Annotated in this window: 19 protein-coding genes, 1 tRNA gene and 1 pseudogene; 1 reads left to right on the forward strand and 20 read right to left on the reverse strand. The window is 54.4% G+C overall.

Annotation, left to right across the window (positions count from 1 at the left end; all coding sequences use genetic code 11):
* Window positions 1–27: 27 nt before the first annotated feature.
* Window positions 28–99, forward strand: a tRNA-Arg gene (locus KGP22_RS15805).
* 47 nt (window positions 100–146) lie between these two features.
* On the opposite strand, the gene KGP22_RS15810 is transcribed toward KGP22_RS15805, so the two are convergent.
* From KGP22_RS15810 to tssK, 20 genes and pseudogenes are all read right to left on the reverse strand, one after another.
* Complete coding sequence (locus KGP22_RS15810; RefSeq protein ID WP_223580091.1) at window positions 147–1,478, reverse strand: VasL domain-containing protein; 1,332 nt, start codon at window positions 1,476–1,478, stop codon at window positions 147–149.
* 103 nt (window positions 1,479–1,581) lie between these two features.
* Entirely contained in the window at window positions 1,582–2,052 is a 471-nt protein-coding gene (locus tag KGP22_RS15815; RefSeq protein ID WP_223580092.1) for a hypothetical protein, read from the reverse strand.
* A gap of 14 nt (window positions 2,053–2,066) precedes the next feature.
* Window positions 2,067–2,522 carry a type VI secretion system baseplate subunit TssE gene (gene tssE, locus KGP22_RS15820; protein WP_223580096.1) on the reverse strand — a complete coding sequence of 152 codons (456 nt, stop codon included), beginning with the start codon at window positions 2,520–2,522 and terminating at the stop codon, window positions 2,067–2,069.
* The gene (tssJ, locus tag KGP22_RS15825) at window positions 2,522–3,067 is read right to left on the reverse strand and encodes a type VI secretion system lipoprotein TssJ (RefSeq protein WP_111965237.1); all 546 of its coding nucleotides are present in this window, start codon (window positions 3,065–3,067) and stop codon (window positions 2,522–2,524) included. The genes tssE and tssJ overlap by 1 nt, the downstream gene beginning before the upstream one ends.
* The gene (tssG, locus tag KGP22_RS15830; protein WP_223580099.1) at window positions 3,045–4,130 is read right to left on the reverse strand and encodes a type VI secretion system baseplate subunit TssG; all 1,086 of its coding nucleotides are present in this window, start codon (window positions 4,128–4,130) and stop codon (window positions 3,045–3,047) included. Before tssG ends, tssJ begins: the two co-directional genes overlap by 23 nt.
* Window positions 4,094–5,848 carry a type VI secretion system baseplate subunit TssF gene (tssF, locus tag KGP22_RS15835; RefSeq protein WP_223580101.1) on the reverse strand — a complete coding sequence of 585 codons (1,755 nt, stop codon included), beginning with the start codon at window positions 5,846–5,848 and terminating at the stop codon, window positions 4,094–4,096. Before tssF ends, tssG begins: the two co-directional genes overlap by 37 nt.
* Before the next feature lie 42 nt (window positions 5,849–5,890).
* Complete coding sequence (tssA, locus tag KGP22_RS15840; protein WP_223580103.1) at window positions 5,891–7,492, reverse strand: type VI secretion system protein TssA; 1,602 nt, start codon at window positions 7,490–7,492, stop codon at window positions 5,891–5,893.
* Window positions 7,492–10,932: an ImcF-related family protein gene (locus KGP22_RS15845; protein ID WP_223580105.1), complete on the reverse strand. Its 3,441-nt coding sequence runs from the start codon at window positions 10,930–10,932 to the stop codon at window positions 7,492–7,494. Before KGP22_RS15845 ends, tssA begins: the two co-directional genes overlap by 1 nt.
* A complete protein-coding gene (locus KGP22_RS15850; RefSeq protein ID WP_223580107.1) occupies window positions 10,919–12,058 on the reverse strand; it encodes a hypothetical protein in 1,140 nt (379 codons plus the stop codon). The genes KGP22_RS15845 and KGP22_RS15850 overlap by 14 nt, the downstream gene beginning before the upstream one ends.
* Entirely contained in the window at window positions 12,055–12,312 is a 258-nt protein-coding gene (locus KGP22_RS15855; protein ID WP_111965231.1) for a PAAR domain-containing protein, read from the reverse strand. The genes KGP22_RS15850 and KGP22_RS15855 overlap by 4 nt, the downstream gene beginning before the upstream one ends.
* A gap of 43 nt (window positions 12,313–12,355) precedes the next feature.
* Window positions 12,356–14,761 (reverse strand): DUF2235 domain-containing protein, encoded by a 2,406-nt coding sequence (locus KGP22_RS15860; protein WP_223580109.1) that lies wholly within the window; start codon window positions 14,759–14,761, stop codon window positions 12,356–12,358.
* A pseudogene (locus tag KGP22_RS15865) lies at window positions 14,749–15,278 on the reverse strand (DUF3304 domain-containing protein). Before KGP22_RS15865 ends, KGP22_RS15860 begins: the two are co-directional and overlap by 13 nt.
* A 95-nt stretch (window positions 15,279–15,373) precedes the next feature.
* Window positions 15,374–15,904: a DUF3304 domain-containing protein gene (locus KGP22_RS15870; RefSeq protein ID WP_223580111.1), complete on the reverse strand. Its 531-nt coding sequence runs from the start codon at window positions 15,902–15,904 to the stop codon at window positions 15,374–15,376.
* 24 nt (window positions 15,905–15,928) lie between these two features.
* Window positions 15,929–16,705, reverse strand: a complete 777-nt coding sequence (locus tag KGP22_RS15875) for a DUF4123 domain-containing protein (RefSeq protein WP_223580113.1) — start codon at window positions 16,703–16,705, stop codon at window positions 15,929–15,931.
* Between the two features lie 2 nt (window positions 16,706–16,707).
* Window positions 16,708–19,086 carry a type VI secretion system Vgr family protein gene (vgrG, locus tag KGP22_RS15880; protein ID WP_223580115.1) on the reverse strand — a complete coding sequence of 793 codons (2,379 nt, stop codon included), beginning with the start codon at window positions 19,084–19,086 and terminating at the stop codon, window positions 16,708–16,710.
* The gene (gene tssH, locus KGP22_RS15885) at window positions 19,083–21,737 is read right to left on the reverse strand and encodes a type VI secretion system ATPase TssH (RefSeq protein WP_223580117.1); all 2,655 of its coding nucleotides are present in this window, start codon (window positions 21,735–21,737) and stop codon (window positions 19,083–19,085) included. The genes vgrG and tssH overlap by 4 nt, the downstream gene beginning before the upstream one ends.
* Before the next feature lie 156 nt (window positions 21,738–21,893).
* Window positions 21,894–22,385, reverse strand: a complete 492-nt coding sequence (hcp, locus tag KGP22_RS15890) for a type VI secretion system effector Hcp (RefSeq protein WP_023325816.1) — start codon at window positions 22,383–22,385, stop codon at window positions 21,894–21,896.
* Window positions 22,386–22,389: 4 nt separating this feature from the next.
* Window positions 22,390–24,096: an OmpA family protein gene (locus KGP22_RS15895; protein ID WP_223580119.1), complete on the reverse strand. Its 1,707-nt coding sequence runs from the start codon at window positions 24,094–24,096 to the stop codon at window positions 22,390–22,392.
* Window positions 24,093–24,782, reverse strand: a complete 690-nt coding sequence (tssL, locus tag KGP22_RS15900) for a type VI secretion system protein TssL, short form (RefSeq protein ID WP_223580121.1) — start codon at window positions 24,780–24,782, stop codon at window positions 24,093–24,095. The genes KGP22_RS15895 and tssL overlap by 4 nt, the downstream gene beginning before the upstream one ends.
* Complete coding sequence (gene tssK / locus KGP22_RS15905) at window positions 24,779–26,119, reverse strand: type VI secretion system baseplate subunit TssK (protein WP_136195525.1); 1,341 nt, start codon at window positions 26,117–26,119, stop codon at window positions 24,779–24,781. The genes tssL and tssK overlap by 4 nt, the downstream gene beginning before the upstream one ends.
* Between the last annotated feature and the right edge of the window lie 76 nt (window positions 26,120–26,195).

Genomic DNA, 26,195 nt, shown 5'->3' on the forward strand with positions numbered 1-26,195 from the left:
TAAATAAGGCTATACTCGTGCCGCCTCGTCCCCTTAGTTAAATGGATATAACGAGCCCCTCCTAAGGGCTAGTTGCAGGTTCGATTCCTGCAGGGGACACTTTACCCTCCCGCTTATTTCTGCACATCGTTTCTTCACACCCGCATTCACTGAGCAGAAAAATCCTGTTTGATTTGAGCATAACGCGTTGCCAGCTGTCTTAGACGCAACTCCAGCTGGGTCTTTTCGGCTTCAGGCAGCGCGCTTTCAGCACTATGCTCTGACAGGCGTCGGAGTTGTTCTTCAGCCGGTATGGTTTGGTTAAAGGACTGTATAGCTGAAAAAACCACCGATTTAAGCTCACTTACCGTGATATATTTTCCTTTTTGCTCATCCAGACTACTCAGCCTATGGCTCAGTTGCTGAAGCTTCATCATTCCCTGATACCAGCTGTTCATGGAATCGACAGGCAACGCTGCCGAGTTAAATTTTTGCTTCCACTGCACGGTGAGCGACTTCGCTTCCTCCGGCTGCAAAGTCTGGAGTTGCGCTAACAACTGAAGGCTGTAGGAAATATTCCAGTCTGGTGGCAGCTTATCCAGTCGGGCAAGCTGCTGCTGCGTTTCGGTGATAAACGTGGACGGAATGGTGCCTCGCTGCACTAACGCGTCTTGCTGAACAGGAGTAAGCACTTCCGGTAACGGCGCCAGCGAGGCAATGGCCTGAGTCGTTAAGGGATCCGGTCTCGACAGAAAGCCCCCTCCCCACGCCACGGCGAGGCTAACCACCAGCACAGAACACATCCCGGCGAGAAAGGGTTTCCATGGTCTGACAGACCCTTGCGCAGTCGGACGATCCTTTGTATCCGGCTGATTTTCCTGCTGCACAACGTAGACCCATTTCACTTCGCCAATCGGTTCTGCCCTTTCCTGAGGTAACTCGCGACCAGACATTATGATCGCATTCAAATCTGATGTGTCATTACCGCTTTCCAGCCGTTCAGCACTTGAACGTATCAACGTTCGTAACATATCGAACTGGCTAAGGTGTTTGAGTTCGAGGCGCTGGAGGACTGCGCCCAGGCTGGTAAGCAACGCTTCAGCACTATAAAGCTCACGTAGATGGCTGTTGTTCAATGCAAGCATGCGCATGCGCTGCTGCAGGCGCTGGCTCAGGCCACTAAGGATTTCCAGACGAGCGTGTAGCGTCTTCGGCCAGAAAACGTCCCACTGGCGGCTAATCAGGGCCTCCAGAATTGCCAACCCTTCGTTCAGGCCAGCTAATCCAGACAGGTGAGTACGGGCAAGGGTGTACCAGGCCGCAGTCTGCAACTCCACACCGTTTTGTTCAAACAGAGAGAGACAGAGTTTTTCGACATATTGCCAGTTCACATCCGGGCGAGCAGGATGCGTAAGCTTACCGAGTTCATCGCGAAGGGCGGCGTAATCTGGCAGCGTACGCGGGTCGCCGCCGGTTTTTAACGTTATATGTGTGGTCATCCTGAAGGGCCTGCATATCCGTGTAGTTAATTTCGTCAGTTGAGATGTAAGGCTATTTTGCGATTAAAAATGCAGTGACTAATAAAAGGAATGAATGTTATCGCTATGGCAGCAGCGCTAAAATCAGACCGTAAAAAATGCCTTCATCAAATAGTTGTCCTGAACGGGATGAGGTCGCAGGGGGAGTAAAAATCCAGCCATTTACGCTCCCCACACGCATGAACAGGCGTCCCTGAGAAATCACCTTATCCCCGGAACAGAAAGTCACCTCGACACAACCTGCTACGCCCTGTCCATACAGAAAGATCGGCATAAATCTGACCGCTCGGCTGCCATAACGCAGAACGATACCGGAAATCTCAAAAGCCCCGCCCTCCACCAGCAGATCCGGAACGGATACCGTCAGTGGCTCCACATTCAGTCCCGTATCTGTCAGCCACGCGTTCATCTCATCCTGAAGCTCAGCCATTCGCTGGCGAAACTCTGCAATATCAGCCTGACTCCTGCTGATTGCAGGAACAGGTGCAGGTTGTCTTGCCTGCAACTTCTTCAGGAACTGTGATTTTACGGACATGATGTTATCGGACCTTATATACGGAGAGTGGTGTCGAGATACTGCTGTTGCCTGAGATGCCTTAACAGGACCCGTCCTTCGGGCATAAATTCAGTCCCGTAGCGCACAAGGCCAATCCCTTTAAGTTCAGCATCAATGGCATAGCGCAACTCACCAGGGATTTTCTGGTCGAGCAGAATGACATTGATGCTTTTCAGGCGCGGTTCATATTTGAGCAGAACGGCAGACAATGTGCCCATCAGCTCATGGGCCGTTCCCGGCATGCCCTGCAGGATTTTGGTCATGTCCGGAAGGCCGTAGTCAGGCAGATGCGCCAGCGTGCCGGCGCGACAGTTGAGGACGCGCTGCATGTTATCAAGTACCGAGAGGATGACCTGATTTTCCTCACTGACCTGGTTGAGGTTGAGGCCGCCTGTAAAATTTCCGGTCAGCATTTCATACAGCGAAGGCGTGTTATGTCCGTAGGGCATCAGTCGTCCTTAAGCGGTTGCAGCGTCAGAGAGTTATCACCTGCTTCCAGGATACGCGGTTTATCCGGATCCAGGTCACTGCGTTTGATAACCTGCTTCCAGGTGTCGTTGGTCATGTCCGGATGACGGAACAGCCCTACCACCGCGACAAACTGCGCCTCTTCTTCCATTGGCATATCAAGGTTTGCATCACCACCCGGTTTCACCACGACATCACGACTGGCCAGCATGTCGTCTTTCAGAATGGTGCTATCATCCTGAAGCAACTGCTGATATACCGTCTTATCAAAGGTTTTGCGATCTTTGAGCTGGTAAACCCTTACCACCACCGGCTGAGACAACGAGTTACTTTCACGGGAGTCGGTGTTCAGCGCCTCACGCGCGGTGAAATCCAGATGCAGGATTTTAATTTTTTTATAGAACACAGAATTGAACGCCGATTTGGTTCCGTCGGTGACGCTCTGCGTTACCCCACAGCCAGTTAGAGAGAGTGCTATCAGCGGCATCAGCCAGCGCGTAGTCTTAATTAAACTTGTACGTAACACGTCGGTTTCCTTGTTGTGATTTTGCAGGCTCCAGACCGCTGTAATAACCCAGCTCTGTGGTAAAGGTCTCAGGAATATCATCCGGTAGGCTATCACCGTCAGCGCCCAGCACGCCGTTCAACCCCAGCCAGAAAGGATTTTCTCCAAGCGGTGGAACGCCCAGCAGACGAACGGAAGTGGTCAGGGTAATTCTGGCCTTAAACCGCCAGCCCAGATACACCCGTAGCATTACCAGGAAATCCAGGTACAACTGACCATCCGGTTTCCAGCCCTGCGCTTCCTGTTCGTTGTCCGTCGCGAGAGCAACCAGCAGTTGGCTGCCGGCATCCATCGCTTCGTCACCCAGCGGAGTATTGCCATCAAGCAGAAAATCTTCGTCACCGTAAAAACCCAGCGGCCTGTCTGTTACTACAGGCCGGAGACAATACGGACTCACCTGCACCGTCGTCTCGGGGGCCAGCAGGCTCACCAGTGCCTGCATCCCTTCCTGAGTTTTGCCCGGCTGCTGCAAAACCCCCAGCAGAGCCAGAAAGCGCGACACCGGCGTGGCAATATGATTTGCCGTGCCTGGTATCCCCAGACCAACCAGACCCAGTAGCGACTGCGAAATGCTGTCGGTGCCTCCAGGCTCAAACGTGGCCGGGTACGAGTATTTACGCCAGACGCGATAAAACTGCGTCAGGATGCGATGACTGAAAATATCCAGAAAGCCCTGCAGCGCCTCATGCCCTTCCCGGCGCTGGGTGATGTCATCGAGATAGGCGGTCGGCAGCGGTGAATCAACGCCATACATCCCCATAAAAGTTGTACGGATGATCGGTGGCTTGCTGTCATCATCCTCGTCATACTCGACAGCCTTCAATTCACTTACAGGGAACCCCATTCCAGAGTGCGGTGCAAAGCGTACCGGGTCATCCGCCGGATGGCTGGTAGAGCCCATCAGCGGCCGGTCCGGATGGCGCTTCTCCAGCAGCTGGCATAAACGATAAAAGTTGATGCGGTGAAGATCGGCCTCCAGCCGCGGGGTCAGCCGGGAATACGGCGGTTGTGCTTCTCTTCCCATTCCAGGCGCTCTCCGGTCGGTTGCAGAATAATAATCAGGCGGTTAAACAGATAGATATCGGTGTAGAGCGCGAAGAAGCGGCTCAGCATCTCGCCAAACAGGCAAATATCACCCCGCCCGGCAAAGCCGTTGCTCTCAAGCGTCACCTCAATCAGCACCCCGCGCACCAGATATCCCTGCTCAAAGCGTTCCGTTTCACTGTGCTTCACATCGATAATCGCCTCCAGACGACGGCGGTTCATCTCGCTGTCGGTCCACTCGTACAGCGCCAGCGTGCCGCGCAGCATGTCGGCATTGTCCATCATCGACAGGAAGCCGCTGCCGAGATGGCTCAGCACACGCCAGTGAAAGCGATCCTGTGCCGGGGGATAACAAGGCAGCGTCGGCGCACACAGGTTACGCACGGCGATACTGGCTGAAGTGGTTTTCATCACCGTATCGAGCACGGTACTTTGCAACGCTCTGCGAGGTAGTTGACCATTGGTGCCGGTTAGCGTCAGCGACAGGCTTTCATCCTCCGGCACCGTGTGGTTATCAAACGCTTCCCCGCCGAGGATAAGCCAGGTGTTATGCAACCCCGACGGGCCACGGCGCACGCGGGTGTGGTAGTAATATTCCGGGGCTTCGTGGCGCATCATTCCGCCTTTGTGACGGAAGCTGGAGAACGGCACGTAGGTATGCTGGCTCGATGACATCACAGAATCGACAGCGTATATCTCGGTATGGCCATCCTGCACGCGCATCGGGCGCAGCATGTATTCGGTCTGCAGGGAATTGAGCGTCAGCGGATCGGATTCCAGCGGGAACAGGTTAATCACCGGCACACAGTTCAGGCGCAGATGCTTTTCGGTAAAGCTGAAATCATGCTCCCAACGCTCTGCCAGCACCACGTCGATTTCAAACCATGGGAGCTCAGCCGGAAAGAGTACGGTCTCCAGCCCACGCAGGCCGGTAAACATGAATTTCTCACGGAAGGTGAAATACTCGAGCAGCAGCTGATAGCCGCTAAAGCTGCTGCTGCCTTTCGGCCACAGGACGTCATCATCGCCAAAGCCCAGCGCGGTGAAATACCCGTCGAGCGGTCTTCTGTCCATGTCGCCCGGTATCCGCAGCCAGAGGCGCGCTGCGTTCATGGTAAAGGCTTCATGCATGGCGCAGGCCAGCGGTGCATCAGCGTTGAAGTAGAGCGGGATCTGGCTGAGATCGATACGACTCCAGTCGGCGAGATAGCTGCAGTTAAAGCGCAGCGTGATGACCGAACGGCCATCCGGATCGGTCGCCAGCCGGGCACTCTCAAGCGACAATGGCTGAAGGGTGATCTCTTTGGTGGTGGTGTACCGACAACGCGTGCCCTTCTCACCGATCGGCCTTGAGTTCACCTCAAAGCCTTTGACGATGCGCATCGGCTCTTTCATCTCGCGCCAGTCAGGGGTGAATTCCACCACCGACATTGACGGAATGGTACGCAGGTAATGCGGCCACAGTAGGCTGACCAGCCCTTCGGTCAGTTCAGGCAGGTCGTCATCGAGCTTTTCACGCAAGCGCCCCATCAGGAAGGCAAAGCCCTCGAACAGGCGTTCAACATACGGGTCGCGCGCACCGGCTTTATCGAGGTTGAGCATTGCTGCCTGCTCGGGGTGAGCACGGGCAAACTCTTCGCCGGCTTCCAGCAGGTATCGCATTTCAGCGTCGTAATAACGCAGGGTTAAGTCGTCCATAAAAAACCTGAATATAGGAATGTTAAAGGTAGCCAGGCGTTTTCATCCGCAAAGCACCGCACTGCTTGCCGGGTCGAGCGCAATCAGACCGGCCAGAAGCTGGTCCATCTCAGGCTGAAGGCGTGACTTATCGGTTTCACTGCGTGTAGCTTTCATGCGTAGCAGTCTGAGGCGACGGGATTTCACTTCAAATAACAGCGCCGGTGTCCACTGCGTGAGGGTGATTGACCGTGCGGCGCTATCGAGTTCACCCAGCAGATGCAGGGCCAGCTCATTTTTACCCTTTTGCTCGGCTATGCGGGCCATCAGCAGGCGCAGCAGCCATTTGTCTTTTGTAGAGTCGTTACCCGGACGTGTCTGGAGCCAGTGAAGTGTGGCATCCAGACCGTCAGTGTCCGCTTTATCCAGCGCTTCCGGTTCGAGGAGCAGGATATCGTTATCTGTCTCACCAACAGCACTGCCCGGCTCATCCCGCCAGCCGGGCATATCGTCGAGCACGCTCTGATTTATCCAGTTGAGCGTGACCTCATCGGCAAACGGCGTACCGTCGTTAAAGGCCAGCGTTTCAAGTCCGGTAAGGCGCCGCAACAGCCCTTTCAGGTCAGCGATGATGATATCGGCCAGCACATCGTGCCCCAATTTCACCAGAGCCTGGTGGATATACCACTGCAAATCCAGCCAGAGGTGATTAGCGCCACGCGAGAAGGTGCTGTCCGCCTGCTCCAGTATCTCCAGCCAGCTCTGCTGCAGGTACAACCGTTTAAGCATGGCCCGCTGGTCAGCCCGCGGTGGTTCGATACGCGTTTTCCCTTCGGCATCCGGTGCAGGGATCGCTCTCAGCGTGTCATGGCGCAGGCTTTTCATCAGCCGGTGTGCGGCTAACCAGCCATCGGGCTGCTCGCGCAGATATCCCGTCAGGATACGGGCCTGGGCCAGCAAATCCTGACCGGAGGTGATGCGGTTCAGAACCGGCGCATCTGACTCGGTCGCATGCGTAAAGGGCTGTGACTGCGCCTTACTCCCTGCGTTCTGCGGTACCACGGCATCCACACCACCGGCCTTCATCAGGCGAGACTCCAGCCCGCTGTACAGGGCATTCAGCTCTGGCCGCGATGCTTCCGGCTCGGTCTCCAGACGGGTACTGATGAGCAGCAAGGCCCCGGCTGTACGCTGTGCATCCTCGCGGATGACCTCCGGGAACAGTGACAGACTGTCCAGGACACGGCTACCGGCGAGCCATTCCAGTGCAGCCTTGCGGCTTCGGTCCCGCTGCGGGTGAAGCTGCATGCCGTAGCGCTGCAGTAATCCCGCCAGCAATTCAAGCCCTTCGGCAAAGCCGGCTTCGCCATCCTGGTGAAGACGCGCCCAGCAGTAATAGGTCGCAATACGGATGTCTTTGGCTGTGGTGGTCAGTAATTTTTCAGCAAGTGTGCATATCAGTTCGGTATCAATCCCGGAGAGCTTATTAACCTCTTCGCGGATACGCTGAAAATCATCGTCATATCCCGGGTCTTCCCCTGTCGGACTGGCTACGCTTACCGGAGCAAGCCAGGGCTGCCAGTTATTCGTGCGCGCCTGCGCCTGTTCACGCAGTTGAGCATCGTCAGCCTGACAGGCGGTAACCAAATTCTGCAATGTGCTCATTATTCGACGCCCTCCATGTCATTGTTTTCCGTATTAGCCATCAGCGCCTGAGCGGTGGCCGCGCTGTCGACACTGAATATGTGATCCGGCAGAGTGAAACCACGCAGATCCAACAGCGCCAGCGGGCCTTTTCCAAGTTGTGAGCGCAGCACCCACTGCAGGGTGCGACCGTCCGGTGCGGTAAAACTCATCATCCACTGGCTGCGGTCCAGTTGCTGACGCTTGCTCAAGTCCAGCCAGCGGATAAAGCCCCAGGTCCCGCTGTAATCCCCGAACAGGCGCGCACCGGCGTTGACCGTGGTCCATGTCAGCATCGTTCCCGGCTTGTAAGTCTCTCCCGGCCAGCGGAAGCTTTGCCAGTCGGCCATCTGGTTGAAGTAATGCAGCTTTTGTCCATCAATGGTTAGCTGTGTCTCCACCACCTGCGGCACAGGCCGCGCCTGCAGCTCAAAGCTGATGCCCTGGCTGCCATCGGTGAACAGAATGTCTGACAGCTGGCTCAGCTGGTTTATGGCCCGCAGGAAGGCCGGGTTAAAGTTGAGTCCCTGGCTGTTGACCTTATCCGGTACCCACTGGCTGCCCTCTTTGTGCAGCACGCCGTTGAGCTCTGTCGACAGGAAGCGCTCTATCCGTCCGCTGTCCTTACGCACAAATTCAGCCAGCATCGGTAAAGAGGCATCACTTTTGCTGGCAGCAAACGGGAAACGACCGTCAAAGGCAGTTTGCCAGTTCGCGACAACCGAACGGCTCCATTTGTCATTCAGACTGGCTGCCGACGGCTGAAGCACGGTCTCCCAGGCCTGGGTCAGCGGCTGCACAAACATTGTGCTGCCAAATCCGCTCCACTCCTCGCCAAGACTTGCCGAAATCAGGCTGCCGTATTGCTGAGTGTCGGTGAGGTCCACGCTTTTGCCCTGGAATACGGTCTGCGCCAGGGTCTGCATCATTGCCTGCGGGTCAGAAGCGCTGGCCACCTGCTGCAGCCGCAGACGCACGCGGGTGATGCGGGTCAGATACGTCTGCAGACTCAGGGAGTTATCCGCCGACATGACGTTGCTGCCCGTGTTTTTACCCAAAAGCTGAAGCAGCGGACCGAAAGTTTCATCCAGTGGTCCCTGGGGACCTGTCGCTGACTGGTCAATTGCGGGTTTGTCTTTTCCACCAACCAGCTCTTTGGCCGATTTGATGAGGGAGTCCGAAAGACCTTCGCTTTGCTGGCCTGTCTGACCCTGCCAGGCGAGGGTATTCATCAGGGCAATCAGTGGCGACTGGCGGACATCGCTCATCAGCGTCAGCTGATCGGTAACGTCCGCAATGTTGTTTGCCGGATTAAGTCGCAGGCTGTTAAGGAAGCTCAGCCAGCTGCCGGCAAAGTCGGTGAAGTAGCGTTGCGTCAAACGCGCTTTCAGTGCTTCCGGCGACAGGTCAGAGGAAACGGCTTTCCGGCTGTCACTCAGCACCCAGTCAATTTCATCGCGGCGCGACGTTGCCGCCTTCTCAATGGCCTGCTGAATGCCCCCTTCCCAGGCCTGGCGGGTAAACATGCCCGGCACCACTTCGTCGGTAGTGAACAGACGACGCGCATCGGTACCGCTGGTCATATCCTCCAGGGAGACATCGGCGAAGTTACGACGCACTGACTTGAGCATATTTTCATACAGTGTGCTTTCAGCATTACGACGCCCGATTTGCTGCAGCAGCACCTGTCGACTCTGGCTGACCAGCTGCGCATCCGGTGTGATTTTCCACTGTGGCTGCTCAGGCAGTTCGTTGATGTAAAAGGCCCACAAATCCGGCGTCAGGCTTTGCCACAGGCCGGTTGAAATGCCCAACCGCGTTGGCTGCACGGTTTTCAGGGTCTGTACGTAGAATGCCCCATCAACCTTATCCGGGCGGGCCATCATCAGCCAGGCTTTAAGCTGGTCATAACCCGGCTTCGCCAGCTGTGCACGCTGGTCGCTGTTGGGAGCAGAGTTTGCCAATGCGCTGAGTTTTTGTGTCAGCGCCTGATTCGCCGGGTCGCGTATCAGGCGGTTGTTTGCCACGCCGTACCAGGGCAGCAACGCATCGAGCAGCTGCTGGTTATGGTCCAGACCGAAGCGCTGGTACCAGGGCGCTCCATCCTTAATACGTTGCTGCAGGCGGCCAGCGTCATTACGCAGGGTATGCAGAGCCGTGAGCTGGTAATCCGATACGGAAGGATGCTCCACCAGCGCATGCGCCTGCCCGGCAACAGAGACTATCTGCATGCGGTTGACCGCGAACGACAGCAGTGTACCCGCTCCCCAGATACCGATGATGGTCATCAGCGTCCTGGCCAGCGTCTGTTCCCAGGCCATACCGACACGGCGGCCACGCACACGGATGCAGTCATCAACGATACCCTGCCATGTTGCGGGCAGGGCAAGGGCATGGCGCTGTACAGACGCGATAGAGCACTCTGCGTCAGTAGATTTTTTGTCCGGCAGGCAGCTAAATATCAGGCCACGCAGCGGAACACGCTGCTGAGAGACAAAGAGCCATGGCGTCAGTTGCTGAGCCCAACGGGCAATGCCGCCGTCTTTGAGATGCTGGCCCAGACGTAGCAGGAAATCGTGACGGTTGTTCTCAGCGACCTGGTTCACCCCCTGCGTCCGCAATGCCGGCAGCATCAGTTCAAGCTGACCGATAATGTCGCTTTCTTTAGCGCGCAGCGGGAAATGAGCCCCCACCACCTGCTCAATACGCTTAGCCTGCGACCATTTACTGTCGCGCAGTTGCCATAACCATACCGGTGCGGAATAACGCAGCAGTTCGCTGATTTTTTCCAGCCCGCGTAAATCGTTGTCACTTATCTGCGGTGTCAGGTTAAATGCTGGAGGTATGACCCGGATAACCCCGTCCAGTGGACGTCCCCGGCGAAGTTTACGCAGCGCGGTGTATTTTTCGCGATCGGGCTCAGAAGCCAGACTGCCGCCATAAATCAGTACGGTACGATTGCCTTCAAGCCACTGGTTTTCCTGCAGACCAGGAACCAGCTGTTCGATTGCCGTTTCATCACCGGTAATCAGCAGCAGGCGGACGTTACGGCGCCAGAAGAGGTGATAACGTTTACGCAGCACAGTGCCAATGTCGCTGGCGAGCGTCAGGCACCTTTCCTTATTCTTCTTTTTGTCTTCTTTTTGCTGCGTGATTGCTGTTGTTCGTTTAACCCGGCTGATGATCCAAAAATGAACGGCAAGGAACGCCAGTGCGATCACACAGGCAAGTGTGACCCAGAGGAGGCTGCACACAAGCAGGATTGGGGAAATAACTGACCATTCCGTCGAACGCTCTCCGGCAATAAACCAGTATGCAAATCCCCCCAGCATGATCACCAGCGTTACTGCCACAACAATAAGCAGTACAGTGATCCCGGCAGAAATTTCCTGGGTCTGGTTTTTGTCCTTATCTGTTTCCATGTGGTTTTACGATCCCAAGTGCTAAGGTATGAAAGGGGTCTGACGCTATCCAGCCGCAGGGTTTTGTTTCACTCTTAGCGGTAATTGCAGCGAGCGATATCACAACCAGCGCATCAAGCTTTCCAGGATCACCCCAGTAATCATCCTGGATATTGTGGGTCACATTCCAGCCACAAGCGGCGAGTTGAGGTTGCTCCGGGTGTGAGAAGAGAATGCACCGTTCAGGCGACTCATGAAGTTCACTTTGTTTTTCAGCTCGCAAGGCAACGTGCTGCAGAGATTCACTATCAGAAGGGTCAAAAAATTCACCGCGGGATAATGTGACGTCCCCCTGGCTTCCAGCCAGCCACAGTACTGCGCATTCACCAGCAGGACGAGTGGAGTCAGAAGTCGGAGACAAAGACTGGCACCCGGCAATCAAAAAATTAGCCTGCTGTTTATTGTCCGCAAGAACATTAGCCAGTAAGGATAATGTTTTCTCCCCTTGCCATAACTCAGGTAATTCAGGGGGGGTAATTCCAGGAAAACTCTCAATGAGCTGAGCCACAAAGGCTTGCCAGGCTTCCGGGCTCCCCAGCCAGAAATATTTCTCAGGAGAAACTAAAAATTCCTTCCCTCGTTGCCTTTTCCATTGCAATACCAGCATTTGAGCCAGTTGTTTCTCGCGTTCAATGGGATCAGAAGAGAAACTTCTGGCAATACGCAACGATTTCCCCATGGATTCCTGCCTGAATGATGGAGCCTGATGCTCTCGCTTAATCACACGCAGCCAGTCATAAAGTTCAGCGCCTGCCGGGCCAATCAGGACAATATCTTTCAGAGCAAACTGACGCCGATGGATTTCCCACCAATGCCTGCGCACATTTTCTGCTTCGCGATCCCAGGTATGTGAATGATGAACTGAAAGACGAAAGAATATCGTACGTACAAACCAGAAAATACCACCGAGTAATACCATTCCAACCATGCTAATCAGAATGATACTGGCATTGGCATCGGCGGATTGTCTTACCATGGCCGCGATGAGGCCAGAGAGCAAAACCAGAGCAGCTATTACCCCTAGCCAGCGTTTTGCAACCGGCGGTTTCGCAAGCCGATAGCGAGGAAATGTTGGAATCGCCCTCACTGCGCAATCCGACAATCGGGGTTGGAACTCACCAGCGTACAACCACAGGCGCAGCGATGACCATGTAATGCCGCGGGCTGCCCGTCAACTTTTGTCAGAGAACTGCCTTCAGCAATGGTTGTCATCCCATGCTTATTACATTTCACAGCATCACCTTTCACTGCAATACCTTTACCAAAATAAAGATAGTGGCCGCCAATAACTGAACCACCATACTCCTTAAGCGTGTCACCCTGCCTGATAATATGTTTCATCAACATTCCTTACTTGAATTAACCAGGATAAAACAATGAACCATCACCACATTTTGAGAATATCAGCTTTGGTTTCGGCCAGTTTCGCGGCCTCTAAAGCTTTACGTGTCTGACTGCCCAATGGCGCAATTCCATTTGTCATTGCAGGTTGAATAGTAGATTCTGCCTTAATGATTTCAGGAGTAATTGCCGAAGCAGGGGTGATAGAAATCATTTGTTTAATACCCGATGTGATTTCATCCGATATATTATTGGTGATAGTCGTGTTGTTAAATGTAAGACTGGCCCCTTTTATCGCTGATTTAAGTTGACCTTCAACAAACCTACCATATTTAGCGATCAATGAGACATTTTTACTCATCAACTCACCAAAATAAATCATCCGATAAAGGAAATAACTTCCCCAGGGTTCTCTGTCACCAAAGGTTGCCTGCATGAACCAGGCGCGTGAGTCATGAACCTGATCGTCAAATAACGATCTGACCAGACTGTCTGGCGATTGAGCGGGTTCTCCAGCAGATTGTTTAGGAAACAGTGTGTTAAATTTACTGTCACCTGAGCTTTTGATGCGATCATACTCAACAGAGAAATCATTCTCACTGAAGGCATACATCACATTAGATAATTGCTGAGAAACCGTATATTTCCAGTTCCCCGTAACGGGGCGTGGCTTAGACTGGTAATCGGCATTGAATTCTTCTGCCGCCTGTCTTAGCTGAACCTGAGCGATAGCCGGGTCAAAATCTTTTGGGCCAGGAGGTAATGGAATGAACTTTTTATTTTGAAACCTATTATCCACGATTGCTCTCAGGCGCGCATCCTCCACCTCTTTTTGTTTCCGTTCTTGCTCAGCCTTAGATGCAGCCAGAGTGGCCGGGTCTGAGTCTTTATTTTGCCACTCGGCACCTGACGATTTGTAAAACCCCTGAGATTTATAAGCACCATTTGCATATCGCCCGATACGCCAGGCCGTAATCCAGCCGAGTTGATCTTCAAGGGAGTTAATTATATTCGAGCTTGCACGTATGGGGTTGAATTGGAGCGCATCAGTAGAACTTTCAGCACCATCTGAAGATAAATTAAGAGTAAGCTCGCGCCAAGCATTGAATCTTTCCACTAACACTTCAGAAACGAAAAACTCCAATTGCAATTCTGGTGGCATTGCTCGCCATAATTGAGGTAAAAGCTCTTTAGGTAACGATTGGGGCGATACTTTTAATGGTGCTCCAGCTTCAAAAGCTGATGCATACATATCATGTAAAGCTATTTGCGAAAGTAAATTACTATCATTATGACCTACTGCTTTTCCTTGATCTCCCGGGGGATATCCCCCACCAATATCGGAGTGCATTCCAGGATAAACCACTTCCGTAGCATAACTTGGGTAAGTTCCGTCGCTGCGGCAAATTGAATCCAGCGGGAAACAAAGTCTTTGTTCGTGGGATGAAACGAGGTGAGTGCATTTTTTGATCAGCCCATTATCCGGTAATTCCATGGTGTCATCAGCCCAGCCCATATGCCCTTCTGCGAAGGGTGCAATATTTGCAATGCCGACGGATGCCACAGTGTCGAGCAGGCCAAGAAATTCAATACTTAAGGGGATTTTTACGTCACCCGACTTCAGACAAAGCTCAGGTTTACTTCCCTTTCTCCTGCCCCCTGGCAGCAACTCAGATAGCCAGTTCACAAACGCTCGCGCACTTGCTGCACCGCGGGAGAAACCATAGACATATAGCTTAATGCCTAATAGCTTAGGTTTCCCGGGTTCTGGTTGTATGACTGCCTGTTTCAGTTTAGGTGCAAGATTTGCTGCCTTTAAAAGTTCATTAAAAACGGTATAACGCCTGTCTGGCCCGTCCGATCCCAGATTTGATGTCATTCTGTTGACGGCAGCATAACACTCGGCATCAGAAATCTCAGTTAAACCCGATGTTCTCCTGAGAGCATCAATAATTCGCAATAGACCCCAGTTTACTCGCTCTTCGCCGTAAGTCGCTAAAGCCAGACCTGGCATACTGTAATCAAGGTCATTAACTTCAGGAAAAGGCGTTCCGACACCCGGGATATAATATTTATAATATTTGTTGTTTGAAGTTCCTGCTAAATCAACCAGCTCTTCAGTATGCCCCTGAACGCCACCGGCATAACCCTGACCGATCGTTGCGCGAAACAAACGGGCAATATTTGTTGGATGCTTAGGGCTGGAAATATACAGATCGTTATTAAGGTTATTCCCTGTACCATCAAAAAATAAGCTGATATGCAGCGTTTTACAGCAAGGCGGCTCAACGAGTTTACCTGCGGCCTGGCAAAGCTTATTCCGGTATGTCAGCTCATGGCTATCCTGCTGTTTACAGTTTCGCTTCGTTGTTACTGCATCTGTTGGTAAACGCCCTTGTTTTGGAAAGTGAGGTGGATACCATGTTAAGTCTGGATTTATTTTGGACATACTTCAGGCTCCTCCATCTTAATCGGATCCTTAATCGGGTAATTCGGATTGCCGTAATCGTAACAACTGGTTGTGACTTTTACTTTATCGCACGGAAGGAAATGTATTTTTATTCCACAGGTTTTTTGGCCGTTATAATCAGGAACAGGTACTATTGCGTTGTGTTCTTTATGACTTGCTTTTATTTTTTTTCCCACTCAAGAACTTTTTTATCATCTCCAAAACCAGGGAAGTCATCTGTAGATGCTTCGCCTGTCTCCCACTCAATTTTTACCGTCATTCCCGGTTCCCATTTTGAAGGGACACCAAAATAACCCGCACCGCCTCCTCCCTGCCATGGGCCAATAATATCGACACCGGACTGCCCGTTGACACTAAAGTGGTTGATAGCCCAGTGGGTATGGTTGATGGCCTCAATGGTTCCACCCCCACCGCTGACCGAGTCAGTTTCCGCAGGCTGATTACAGCCCGTTAACAGCAATACCGCTGCAACTAAAGAGAGAAAGGGAGATTTCATTTAACACTCCTTTGTTTAGGGGATAATGAGAGAATACAGGTTCCGATCCCAGCCCTTTGTCACCAGAGGCTAAGCATGCCGTGACAGTCCTGAATTTATTTTGGACATACTTTGGGTTCTTCCATCTTTATCGGATCCTTAATCGGGTAATTCGGATTGCCGTAATCGTAACAACTGGTTGTCACTTTTACCTTATCGCACGGAAGGAAGTGTATTTTGATGCCACAGGTTTTCTGGCCGTTATAATCAGGAACGGGAACAATTTCGCTATGCTCTCGCTTCTGAGATTTTATTTTTTTTTCCCATTCAAGGACTTTTTTATCATCCCCGAAACCAGGAAAATCCATTGAATACCCAACGCCTGTTTCCCACTCAATTTTTACCGTCATTCCCGGTTCCCATTTTGGAGGCACACCAAAGTAACCAGCACCGCCTCCTCCCTGCCACGGGCCGATAATATCGACACCGGACTGCCCGTTGACACTAAAGTGGTTGATGGCCCAGTGGGTATGGTTGATCGCCTCGATGGTTCCGCCCCCCCCGCTGACTGATTCAGATTCAGCAGGCTGGTTACAGCCCGTTAACAGCAATACCGCTGCGACTAACAAGAGAAAGGGAGATTTCATTTGACACTCCTTGTGAGGGATTAATCAGGTAACAGAGTTATTTGAAATAACCTGCGCCATAACCCAGTCATTGCGCTTATCATCAAAAACAATTCTCTGCTCTGTTGCGGTCAGCATCGCCTCATAACAGGCTGTAAATTCGGCTTGCCGACTAGTGAACATCCCTTCTGGCACACTTTCGTAGCTCAGAAACTGACTCGTATCACTGACACACATTAGTTTTTCAAACTGGCTATCGGTAAATTCGATTTGTATCACCGGTTCATCAGAATCAGGAATTTCACCACTCCCCAATTGAATGGAGGGCTGATTATCACCATCCAGCCAGGTCCAGAATAAAATCGGTTTCAGAAGTTGCTTTTGCTGCTCGACATCAAGAATGTGGCTGAACAAGAAAGGAAAAATACGGGTATCCCAGAAACGGAAAATCCCCTCCCGGCCTTCATGTTGCGCATCAACACAATCCCTGAGCCAATCAGCAAGCTGTTCAAACGACCAGCAAGAACCGCATATCAGCAGGGGAGCCGATTCCATCATTTCTGCTGCAAGGTTATGTAGCCACTGAACATGTTCGGCGTCCGATAGATCCACCCGAACCAGTACAGGCGCATCCTCAGGATAAATATCCTCAGGTAGCCCTTGATATAGCGACTGCCACATCACAGGGTTACTGAAAGTAGTAAGTGCGGGCAGGACAGAGAAATTAACAGCACACTGATCGATAATCACATCAACATGGTCTATCTCGGCACGCTGGCAGGTTGTTCTAATTTTGTCCATCCACGGAGAAACGAAATCCACTTTTACATCTCCCTTGGAACAAAACCTTGAGCAATTTCTTGCGCTCGTTTCAGACAATCTTTGCAGACCGAAGAGGGTAATTCAGGCAAAGGGAAATCCTGACTCGCAGGCCCTTCCATGTTGTGCTGCCCTTTAAGGCTTAACAGGCCTGGGCCATGAACCCTAATCTCTCCCTGAGGTGTCAACTGGATGTAAGCACCACCACATGCAATAGTGATCCCGTTCTTTGCAGTAAGCTGCAGGTGGCCCTGGGTTGACTGAACCGTAACGTCTTTCAGTGACGTAAGGGAGAGTGTGTCTGCGTGTGATTCTACTTCAAGTGGTCCCTTCGCCGAGACCACCCGAATCCCTTCCTGCTGTGAAAGTAGAGAAATCGCTTTACTGGCATTTACAGAGTGGCGCTGCGCAGTTGCAATATTGACCTCGCCCAGGCTCTGCAGGTAAAGACCTTTCCCGCTGTGCATGAGCGTGGTTTCAGGCGTAACGGCTGCTATACCATTCGGGGCAGACATCAATAAAGCCGCTTCTTTCAGGTTACTGGCACCGTTAACAAACTCTCTCAGTGAATCTGCGTCCGGTGAAAAGTTATGGTGGGTCTGGGTAATACTGCCCCATTCTGTTATCTGATTCAGCGCCCCTTTCAGGAGGCTGATTGCAGGTGCCATATCCAGCACCTGCCCCTGCGCCTTCGCCTGACCGTCAGCGCTGATAAACATCCCCTTCTGCGCACGTATCGCCCCCCAGCTATCCGTGCGAAGCTCAAACCCCTCGCCCCGCTTCTGCTTCTTACTATCAACCAGGTGCCCCAGGTTCAGCTGACTCTTCCCGCCGTACTCCGTCGACACCTTGATGTGCTCTTTCCCGCGCTCGTCATCGAGGCGGATTTTGTTGTTCGCAGGGGTACGCAGGACGTTGCGTTTGTAGTTGCGGATGGTGACGTGGTCGCCGTGTGCCGAGTCGTGCAGCACGCCGGCAATGTACGGCCGGTCCGGGTTACCGTCCTCAAAACCAATCGCCACTTCGGTGCCCGCCAGCAGCGGCAGGTGCAGACCGTAGGTGTCCCCTGCGTATGGGCGGGACTGGCGCACCCACAGGCTCTCGAACCCGGTTTCCCGGCTGTCACGGTCAAACAGCATGCTGACGCGGTAACGACCGTCCTTATCGATATGCCCGTAGGTGTCGTTCTCGGTGGTGCTGGTGACGCGGGCCGGGAGCGTACCGGCCATCACCGGGCGTGCCCCAGGTTCCGGGCGGAAACCAAAATCGGTGCTGTCCGGAATGCCGTCAAAATCAACCGCAAAGTCCTTATCACGGCGGGCATACGTGTGCATCATCGTGATGACCACGCCCTGCGCAAACACATCGGCCACTTCATACCCGCCGGTGACTTTCAGCCGCATACCCGGCGAGAGGGTCGGACAGCTGGTGACGCCCTGCGTCCGGGTCTGACCATTCAGGTAGCGTTCGTGACGAAGGCGGGCATAAAACGCCCCGGACTCCGGGGCCGGATTGCGGTCATGCGGGCTGCCCGGCGTCAGGTAGTTATCCGCCCAGTGATAGGCATCACCGTACGTGGTGACATCCCCGCGGGTCGCATCCACCAGGGTGTTCATGTCCTGCGCGGCCTGACGGTAGTTGTAGTCCCGGGTGCTGACCTGCTTCTGCACCACGTTGTGATGGCTCTCCATCCCCCAGACTGAATCCACGCCTTTTGAATGCTGGCCCGATGGCGGTACCGACGGCAGCGTCAGACCTTTTTCATACCCCTGCTGGCTGTCGTAAAACTCCACCACGTCAATGTTGAGGCGCGTGTCGGTGGTGAAGCGAAACCAGATACCGACCTCACCCAGCAGACGAGTAATAAAGTGCAGGTCATCCTCACCGTACTGCATCACCTGCTCACGACGCGGGTATTCTTTTGACAGCGAGAACAGAAAATCCTGGCCGCGCATACCGTGGCGCTCGCGCAGGATTTTTTCCACGATTTGCGGAACCGACATGTCCTGGTAAATGGCGTTCTGGTGCGAGCGGTCGAGCAGCGCCAGACGTGGCCGGAGCGTCAGGGCGTAGCGGGTTTCATCTGTTGACGTGCTGAGGCGTTCAAAACCGGTCACCACGCCCTGAAGGGTGCGCACGGCCTGCTGCACTTTAATGCCGTAACCCTGGTCTACCGGGGCCTGCAGCGTCAGCGTACCGGGCTTCATCAGCATCATCTCTTTGCTGATGGCGTGGTCACTGCTGGTGAATTCAATACGGTAGCGGAACGGCGTGCTCAGGGCTTCATCGCCTTCAAACGCCAGCACGTCGAGCGCGGACTCACATCCTTTCACCGCCAGCAGGTGGTGGTTATGGCTGAATCTTAACGGAGGATTATTACTCATGCGTCCACTCCCTGTTTCACATCAAATTCCAGCCCGATCCCCTCTTCCTCACTCCAGCTAAAACGTAATGACTGTGGTTTCAGTTTTGCGGCCATATGGGTCAACAGTTGCTGACTGAGCACCGGCAGAATTTGCTGATTGAGCAGGCTGTCGACGTTACGCGCACCGGTGTCCGGCAGCAGGCAGGCTGAAGTCAGCGCGTCATAAAGACTTTCATCAATGTGCGTGCTCAGGCCGTAGTGTCGATGCAGGCGCTTGCTGACCTGTGACAGCTTCATCTCCACGATGGTTCGCATCGCCGCTTCCGCCAGCGGGCGATAAATCACCGTCTGGAAGCGGGCCAGCAGCGCCGGCTGGAAGTGATCGCGCAGTATCGGACGCAGCAGCTCGTGAAGATCGCCTTCTGTGGCCTCCGGCTGTTCGTCAAGCAGCTGCATCAGGTGGTCGCTGCCGAGATTCGAGGTCATCAGAATAACGGTGTTGCGGAAGTCGATTTCACGTCCTTCGCCGTCGCGCATAAAGCCGCGATCAAAGACCTGATAGAACAGGTTCATCACGTCGCGGTGGGCTTTTTCGACTTCATCGAGCAAAACCACACTATACGGGCGCTTGCGCACGGCTTCGGTCAGGATCCCTCCCTGGCCATAACCGACGTAACCCGGAGGTGAGCCCTTCAGTTGGGAAACCGTATGCGGCTCCTGGTATTCGGAGAGGTTAATCGTAATGAGTGACTTCTCACCGCCGTACATGACATCGGCCAGCGCAAGCGCGGTTTCGGTTTTCCCCACCCCGCTCGGTCCCACCAGCAGGAATACGCCCTGCGGGCCATTCTCGGAGGTGAGACCCGTTTTTGCCGCACGCAGACGCTGGGCGATGGCCTCAAGCGCTACATCCTGCCCGACCACACGTTTACCCATTTCATTTTCCAGGAGCAGCAGTTCGGTCTGCTCATCTTTCATCAGCGATGACAGCGGAACGCCTGTCCAGTCAGCAATCACGTTGGCAACGGTGCGTACATCCACATCCAGAGAGAGCAGTGGGTTGCTGTGCTGCATGCCGTTCAGTTCCTGCTGCAGCATGTGCGTCTCGCTCTGACGGGAGATATCCTGGCGGCTTTCCAGCAGTTGTTCGGTGAGTTTCAGTTCCTGCCCGTACTGCGTTTCAAGCTCGTCGAGAGCAACGATAAGAGCGTTCTCTTCCTGCTCAATGACGGTCAGGCGTTCACCATGGCTCTGATTGCCGACAGCAATATCTTCCAGCAGCGCCTGCTTCTCCATTTCAAGAGAAGTAATCTGCGAGCGAATGCAGGTCAGCTGTTCCGGTACCGTGTCGAGGCTCATGCGGACGCGCGCTGCGGCGGTGTCGAGCAGATCAACCGCCTTATCCGGCAACTGGCGGCCCGTGAGGTAGCGACGGGAAAGCGTAACAGCAGCGCGCACCGCATCGTCGGTAATGTGCACGTTATGGTGCTCGGCGTAACGGGATTTCAGACCACGGAGCATCAGGCAGGCGGTGTCATCGTCAGGCTCATCGACTTTTACCATCTGGAAACGACGCTCCAGGGCCGCGTCGCGCTCGAAGTATTGTTTGTATTCAGACCAGGTGGTGGCCGCAATGGTGCGTAGTTCGCCACGCGCCAGCGCCGGTTTCAGCAGGTTCGCTGCATCGGCGCCCCCCGCCTGGTTGCCCGCGCCGATGATGGTATGCGCTTCATCAATAAATAGCAGGACCGGGGACGGGGATTGCTGCACCGCATCAATGACGTTTTTCAGCCGCTGTTCGAACTCGCCTTTCACGCCTGCACCGGCCTGCAGCAGGCCCAGGTCAAGGGTACGCAGAGTGACCGCTTTCAGGGATTCAGGCACATTACCCTCGGCAATACGCAATGCCAGACCTTCAACCAGTGCGGTTTTCCCCACGCCCGGCTCGCCGACCAGAATCGGGTTGTTTTTGCGGCGACGAGAGAGGATATCCACCATCTGACGGATTTCTGTGTCGCGGCCAAACACCGGATCGATCTTCCCTTCCTTCGCTTTGGCGGTGACATCGAGGGTGAATTTATCAAGCGTGTTCTGCAGCGCAGGGCTCAGCTCCCCCTCTTTCATTTCCACGCCAGCCGGACGCCCGACAAACTCCACCTCACCACCGTGGTTCTGTGCCAGCTCGGCTTCGCGCTGCATTTCCGGACGTTCATCCGATTGCGCATCCAGCAAAGGTCGCAGGCGCTCCAATTGGCTCTGACCAAGCGTTAACAACGGCCAAAGGCCGTCACAACGTGCCAGTTTCGGTTTTTCCACCAGGGCCATCAGCAGATGGACGCTGCGAATGTGCTCTTCGCCATGGAGTGAGGCCAGTAGCCAAGCTTGCTGCATCAGAGTCTGGATGTCCTCTGAGAGCTGGGGCCGATGGCGCACGGAGCGAGGTTGTCTGTCGAGCCAGCCGAGCAGATCCTGCCAGATGCCATCCATATCCCATTCATAGCGACGCGCCAGCACCGTCAGGTCACCTTCCCCCTGCTCCAGCAGCTTAAGCAGCCAGTGCTCCGGCAGAATTTCAGCATGTGCACGGGTCTGACAGAGCGAAGCTGCGCCTTCCATCGCTCGGGCACAGTAAGGGTTCAGACGACGTAACAGGATGGCTGGATTTTCCATGAGATTCTCTCTTTGTCGGTTCCTGGACACGCTACCGCCCCTCGCTGTTCACCAAAGCGCATAAGGTCAGGCAGGCAGATTTTTTTCTTTGCTGAGTGCCCGCATCTCAGGCACTCAGCAAAAAACTGCGGACAGGAAAACCTGCCCGCATCAGGATTACGCCGTGGCGCGTTCGTTCCAGGAATCGGAATGAATGATGTTGCCGTCTTTGTAGGTCCAGGTGATTTTTTCGTAACGCAGTTCAACGCGCTCAAGGTGGTTGTGCTTCTCTTTAGAAGGATCCTTGATGTCATACATTTCAGGATTCACTTTCACTACCTTCACGTTTTCCAGTTTGGTGTTGAAGTACTCCACTTCCTGACCCGCGTCGTTGATTTTGTACCACTTGAATTCAGCGGATTTCAGGGTCTGACCGGTGGTCACCGCCTTGTACAGGTACGGGCTGGAGGAATCGATTTCCTTCGTGAACAGGAACGGCGTGTGGATGCGGGTGCCGGTCAGCTTGCCGGTGTTGTTGTCGGTCGGGATGTACAGATTATGTTCCTGAGCGACCACTTCGATGCTGCCTTCACGATCCTGAACGTCAACAGACCCTTTGATGTCCGCGCCGCCGTCGTCCTTCAGCCAAAGATAAACAGGAATTGCCATGGAATTACTCTCCATTGTGTAGTGAAGCGCCATCATCCTGCGATGACGCCGGGTGTTTGCCGGGTATCTGACAGGCGTTCGCCTGCGGTACCAGACTTATTTCGACACGGCGGTTAAGCGCACGCCCTTCCGGGGTGTCGTTGGTTGCGACAGGGCGACTTTCGCCATAGCCCTGCACCGCAAAACAGCTTTCGGGTACGTCGCCGGTGTCACGCATCCAGCCGCGCACCGCTTCGGCACGCTTCAGAGACAGCGCCTGGTTCAGTTGCGGATTGCCGGTGTTATCGGTATGCCCTGACACGACAATCAGCCAGCCCGGCTTCGCTTTAATGCCAACCAGTGAATTCACCAGCATTTTGGTAGAGCCGGCTTTCAGCACGAACTTGCCGGTATCGAACAGCGACATACTGTCCAGCCTTACTATTTTCGGAACCGGTTTTGGTGCTGGCTGCGGTTTAGGAGGCGGCGGCACATACGAGCGGATCGCGTCCAGAAGGGGCATCCGTAAACGTTCTCCCTGATAAAGCCCCAGACCCAACCGGGCCGTTACACCGTTACGTGCATAGTCGTCCAGCAGCGCCGCATTCTCGCGAAGGACCGCAACGGCGGTAGCCTTCGGGCCATAATCATCGATGGAGAGGCTATCGTAACGGGCTATATCGAAGCTCACGCGATGCAGTAGCTGGCGATTGTTCCAGCCACTGCTGAGCAGCGCGGCGATGGCCGCCAGGGTGAAAAGACCAAGGGCGCAGCGCCAGATGCGGGTCCGGGGAGTAAGTCCACTTCCTTCCGGTAACAGCGGGAGGATGAAATCCGGGAAGGGTGATATCACCGTACTGTCCGTCCCTACCGGTTGCCAGCCGGCTACCTGCTGCATGGCAGTATGACGCGATAACCACGCCGTCCAGGCAGAGGACGCAAGGCTTCCGGCAAGAATCGGCCCCATTCCCCACAGCAACGCTGCAGGTGCAATGGCCGGAACATCAGGATTCTCATCGATGAATACCGCCTGGACATGCTGATGGAACCAACTCATCAGACTATTCATCAGCACCTGCTGCTGCATCACAGGCGCACCACCAGTGGTGACCCACGCGGCGATCGAACAAGGCGCATTCGACTCACGCCAGACAGTGCACCCTTCATCCGGAATAGCGGCCTGCCAGAGCATGTCATCCGTCATCCCACTGCCGATCTGACCATTCAGAATCAATGGCACAGAATGTCCCGTTTCTTTACGCAACTGGCTGATTTGCCAGCGCAGAGCCAGCAGACGACTTGTCAGGGCTTCGCTGTCGACGTGTTTCTGCGGGCAGACACTGACCATCACCGACAGCTGACGCCCCCAGTCCGGACGCTGCCACAGAATCTGACGGGCTACATGTTCCAGATCCTGATGGTCCTCAACGCGGATCCAGCATCCCTGCGTGACCATCAGTACCGGTGACTGTTGCGGCCAGGTCAGAGGCATATCGCCACAAACCAGCACCACGGGTTGACGGTAAGTGGTTTCAGGAAGGTCATCCAGATGCAGGGTGACGTCATGCTCCCTACGAAATCTGGCGATATACCAGAACGCGACGATAACCCCGAACATCGCCAGCAAAACGAGCACTGAAGCCAGCCGGGATACAGGCAGAAAAGCCAGACAGACCACGGCACTCAGCAGGGCGGCCCACAGCGCAAGAACGCGCTGTTGTACAGGACTCATTTTGCGACTCCCGGCAACAGGGTCAGCAGCATCTGATCGAGCCAGCGATCCAGTCCCCACCAGAGTGCAGCAAGAACAATCACGCTCAGGCCTATGCGCGCGGGCCATGACGCCAGCCAGCCACCCGCCCCGCGCCCCGTGCGGCTTTCTGCCAGAACAGGGTGAGTCTGCGGATAGCTGAACGGCATAACACGTTCATTGAGGGCGCTGACCAGCTTCTGGCGTTCTGGATCGTTCAGCGAGCGAAAGTTTCCCAGAAATCCGAGCATCATTACACGCTGGAAACAGGTCAGTACGGCATTGTCTGGTGCAGGTTCACGAAGCATATCGCGCATCCTGTCACACAAAGTGTCACCCGCGTCCATTGTGCCGAGGAAGTGTCCCTGCAGAGGAATGTCATACCACTGCACACAGGCATCATCCTCTACACCGCGCCCTTTGACCGCCTCATCAAGCAATGCACATTGTGCAGTGAGGATATGCTTACAGCTGGCTTCATCGAGTTCACTCGCTTTCAGTTCACGCTGAACGCGTTCCACATCAGCGATACAGCGTTCCCACAAGACCCGACCTTCGCCTTCCTGAAACTGCGGGCCATAGCGAAGGCTGATGACCTGAAGCCAGGTATCCTGCAGCAGTGCGTCAATATCAACAGACACGACCGCGCCGTGTTTACGTTCACTCATGTTCTCAATACCGCAAAGAGTTCAAGTTCAGGCTCGCCGAGCATGCCCGGGACGTAAAACATACATGTCCCACTCTGGAGCATTTCAGTCGCCAGAGGATGGGAGAGATCGAGACTGAAATACTGATTTTCCAGGCGAAGCGGAATGGCAGCCGGCACATGGCGCAGTGGCACCAGGGGCACCCCCACCCGTGATGAATTGACGATACTCCTGACATGGTCAGGGCTGCCGACCTTACACTGACGTGGGAACTGTTCCTGCAGCTGTGCCACCGGCATCGGTGAACGCACTGAGAGGTAATAATCCGCCCCTTCGCGCAGACGCGGGTCATGCAGGCGAGCCTGCCAGAAGTGCAGCCGTGGGTCATAGTCGAGTGCCAGGGCCACCACCCGTGACGGCAGGCTGGCTTCAAGCAGATCGCCAAGCAAGTCAAACAGCGGTGGAAACACTGCATTGAGTTGCTCATGATGCCAGGCCGGAATGGCGCTCACCTGATGCTCCAGGGAGAAGGTCAGCAGGCTCCCCGCCAGGCGAGAAAGTTCCGGATATAGACGCTCCGGTGGGCTTTGCGGGTATCGCTGAAACTGTCCGAGCACGGGCTCGGCGCTGTTCAGCGCATTTAGCAGCCAGAACAGTGATACATCAGCCACGGCGAAGTCTGCCATACGCTCATTGCTTTCACGCCGCATTGCCATCAGACGGCACAGTCGGGCCCGCAGTTGGGTCATCAGCTGTTCCAGCTGAGTTACCAGCCAACGGCTGCCCTGGAGGGTCAACAACGGAGGGAGAAACGTCTCATCCAGTAACCACATCCCCTGTGAGTCCTGCTGCAGGCGGGCGACCGGACAAGTCAGATAATCGCTGTTGTTCTGATGCGCAAAACGCAGCGTCAGTTCCGGCTGCATCACGGCAATCTGACGAGTGTCTTCCCCAAAGGTATTGCGTACATCCCGCCAGCGCTGACGATATCGCACCGGACGCTCGGCCACCTCATCGGGTTTCAGGCAGTTGCCGCCGTTCGCCCGCAGTAGCGGGAGCGCCAGCACCACCGTCACCTCCTGCGATTCGCTTTCAAGCGACAGTACCGGAGGCAGCGAATCAGCATTGTTTGTATCAATCAGCGTACCGTCCTGAAAACGGACATGCAGATGACGGGCCTGCAGACGTCCAAGCCTGAGAGCTTCCGGCTCGAAGGTAGCATTTATAACCCCCCACGGGCAGGAGAGGCCCAGCCGGGCAATACACTCGGCAGACCAGGCCGCATAAGCGACCTGTTGCTGAAAATGCTGGGGAGCGACCATAATGCCCCTACCCCATAACGGTTGTTCCGTTTTCATCGGCTTCCTGCCTGTTATTACGATTTCGCTTTCGGCATCTGGGAAACCAGCGACAGGTTGACGTCCATCCCTTCCA

This window comes from Enterobacter sp. JBIWA005 (assembly GCF_019968805.1).
Classification (GTDB): Bacteria; Pseudomonadota; Gammaproteobacteria; order Enterobacterales; family Enterobacteriaceae; genus Enterobacter; species Enterobacter vonholyi.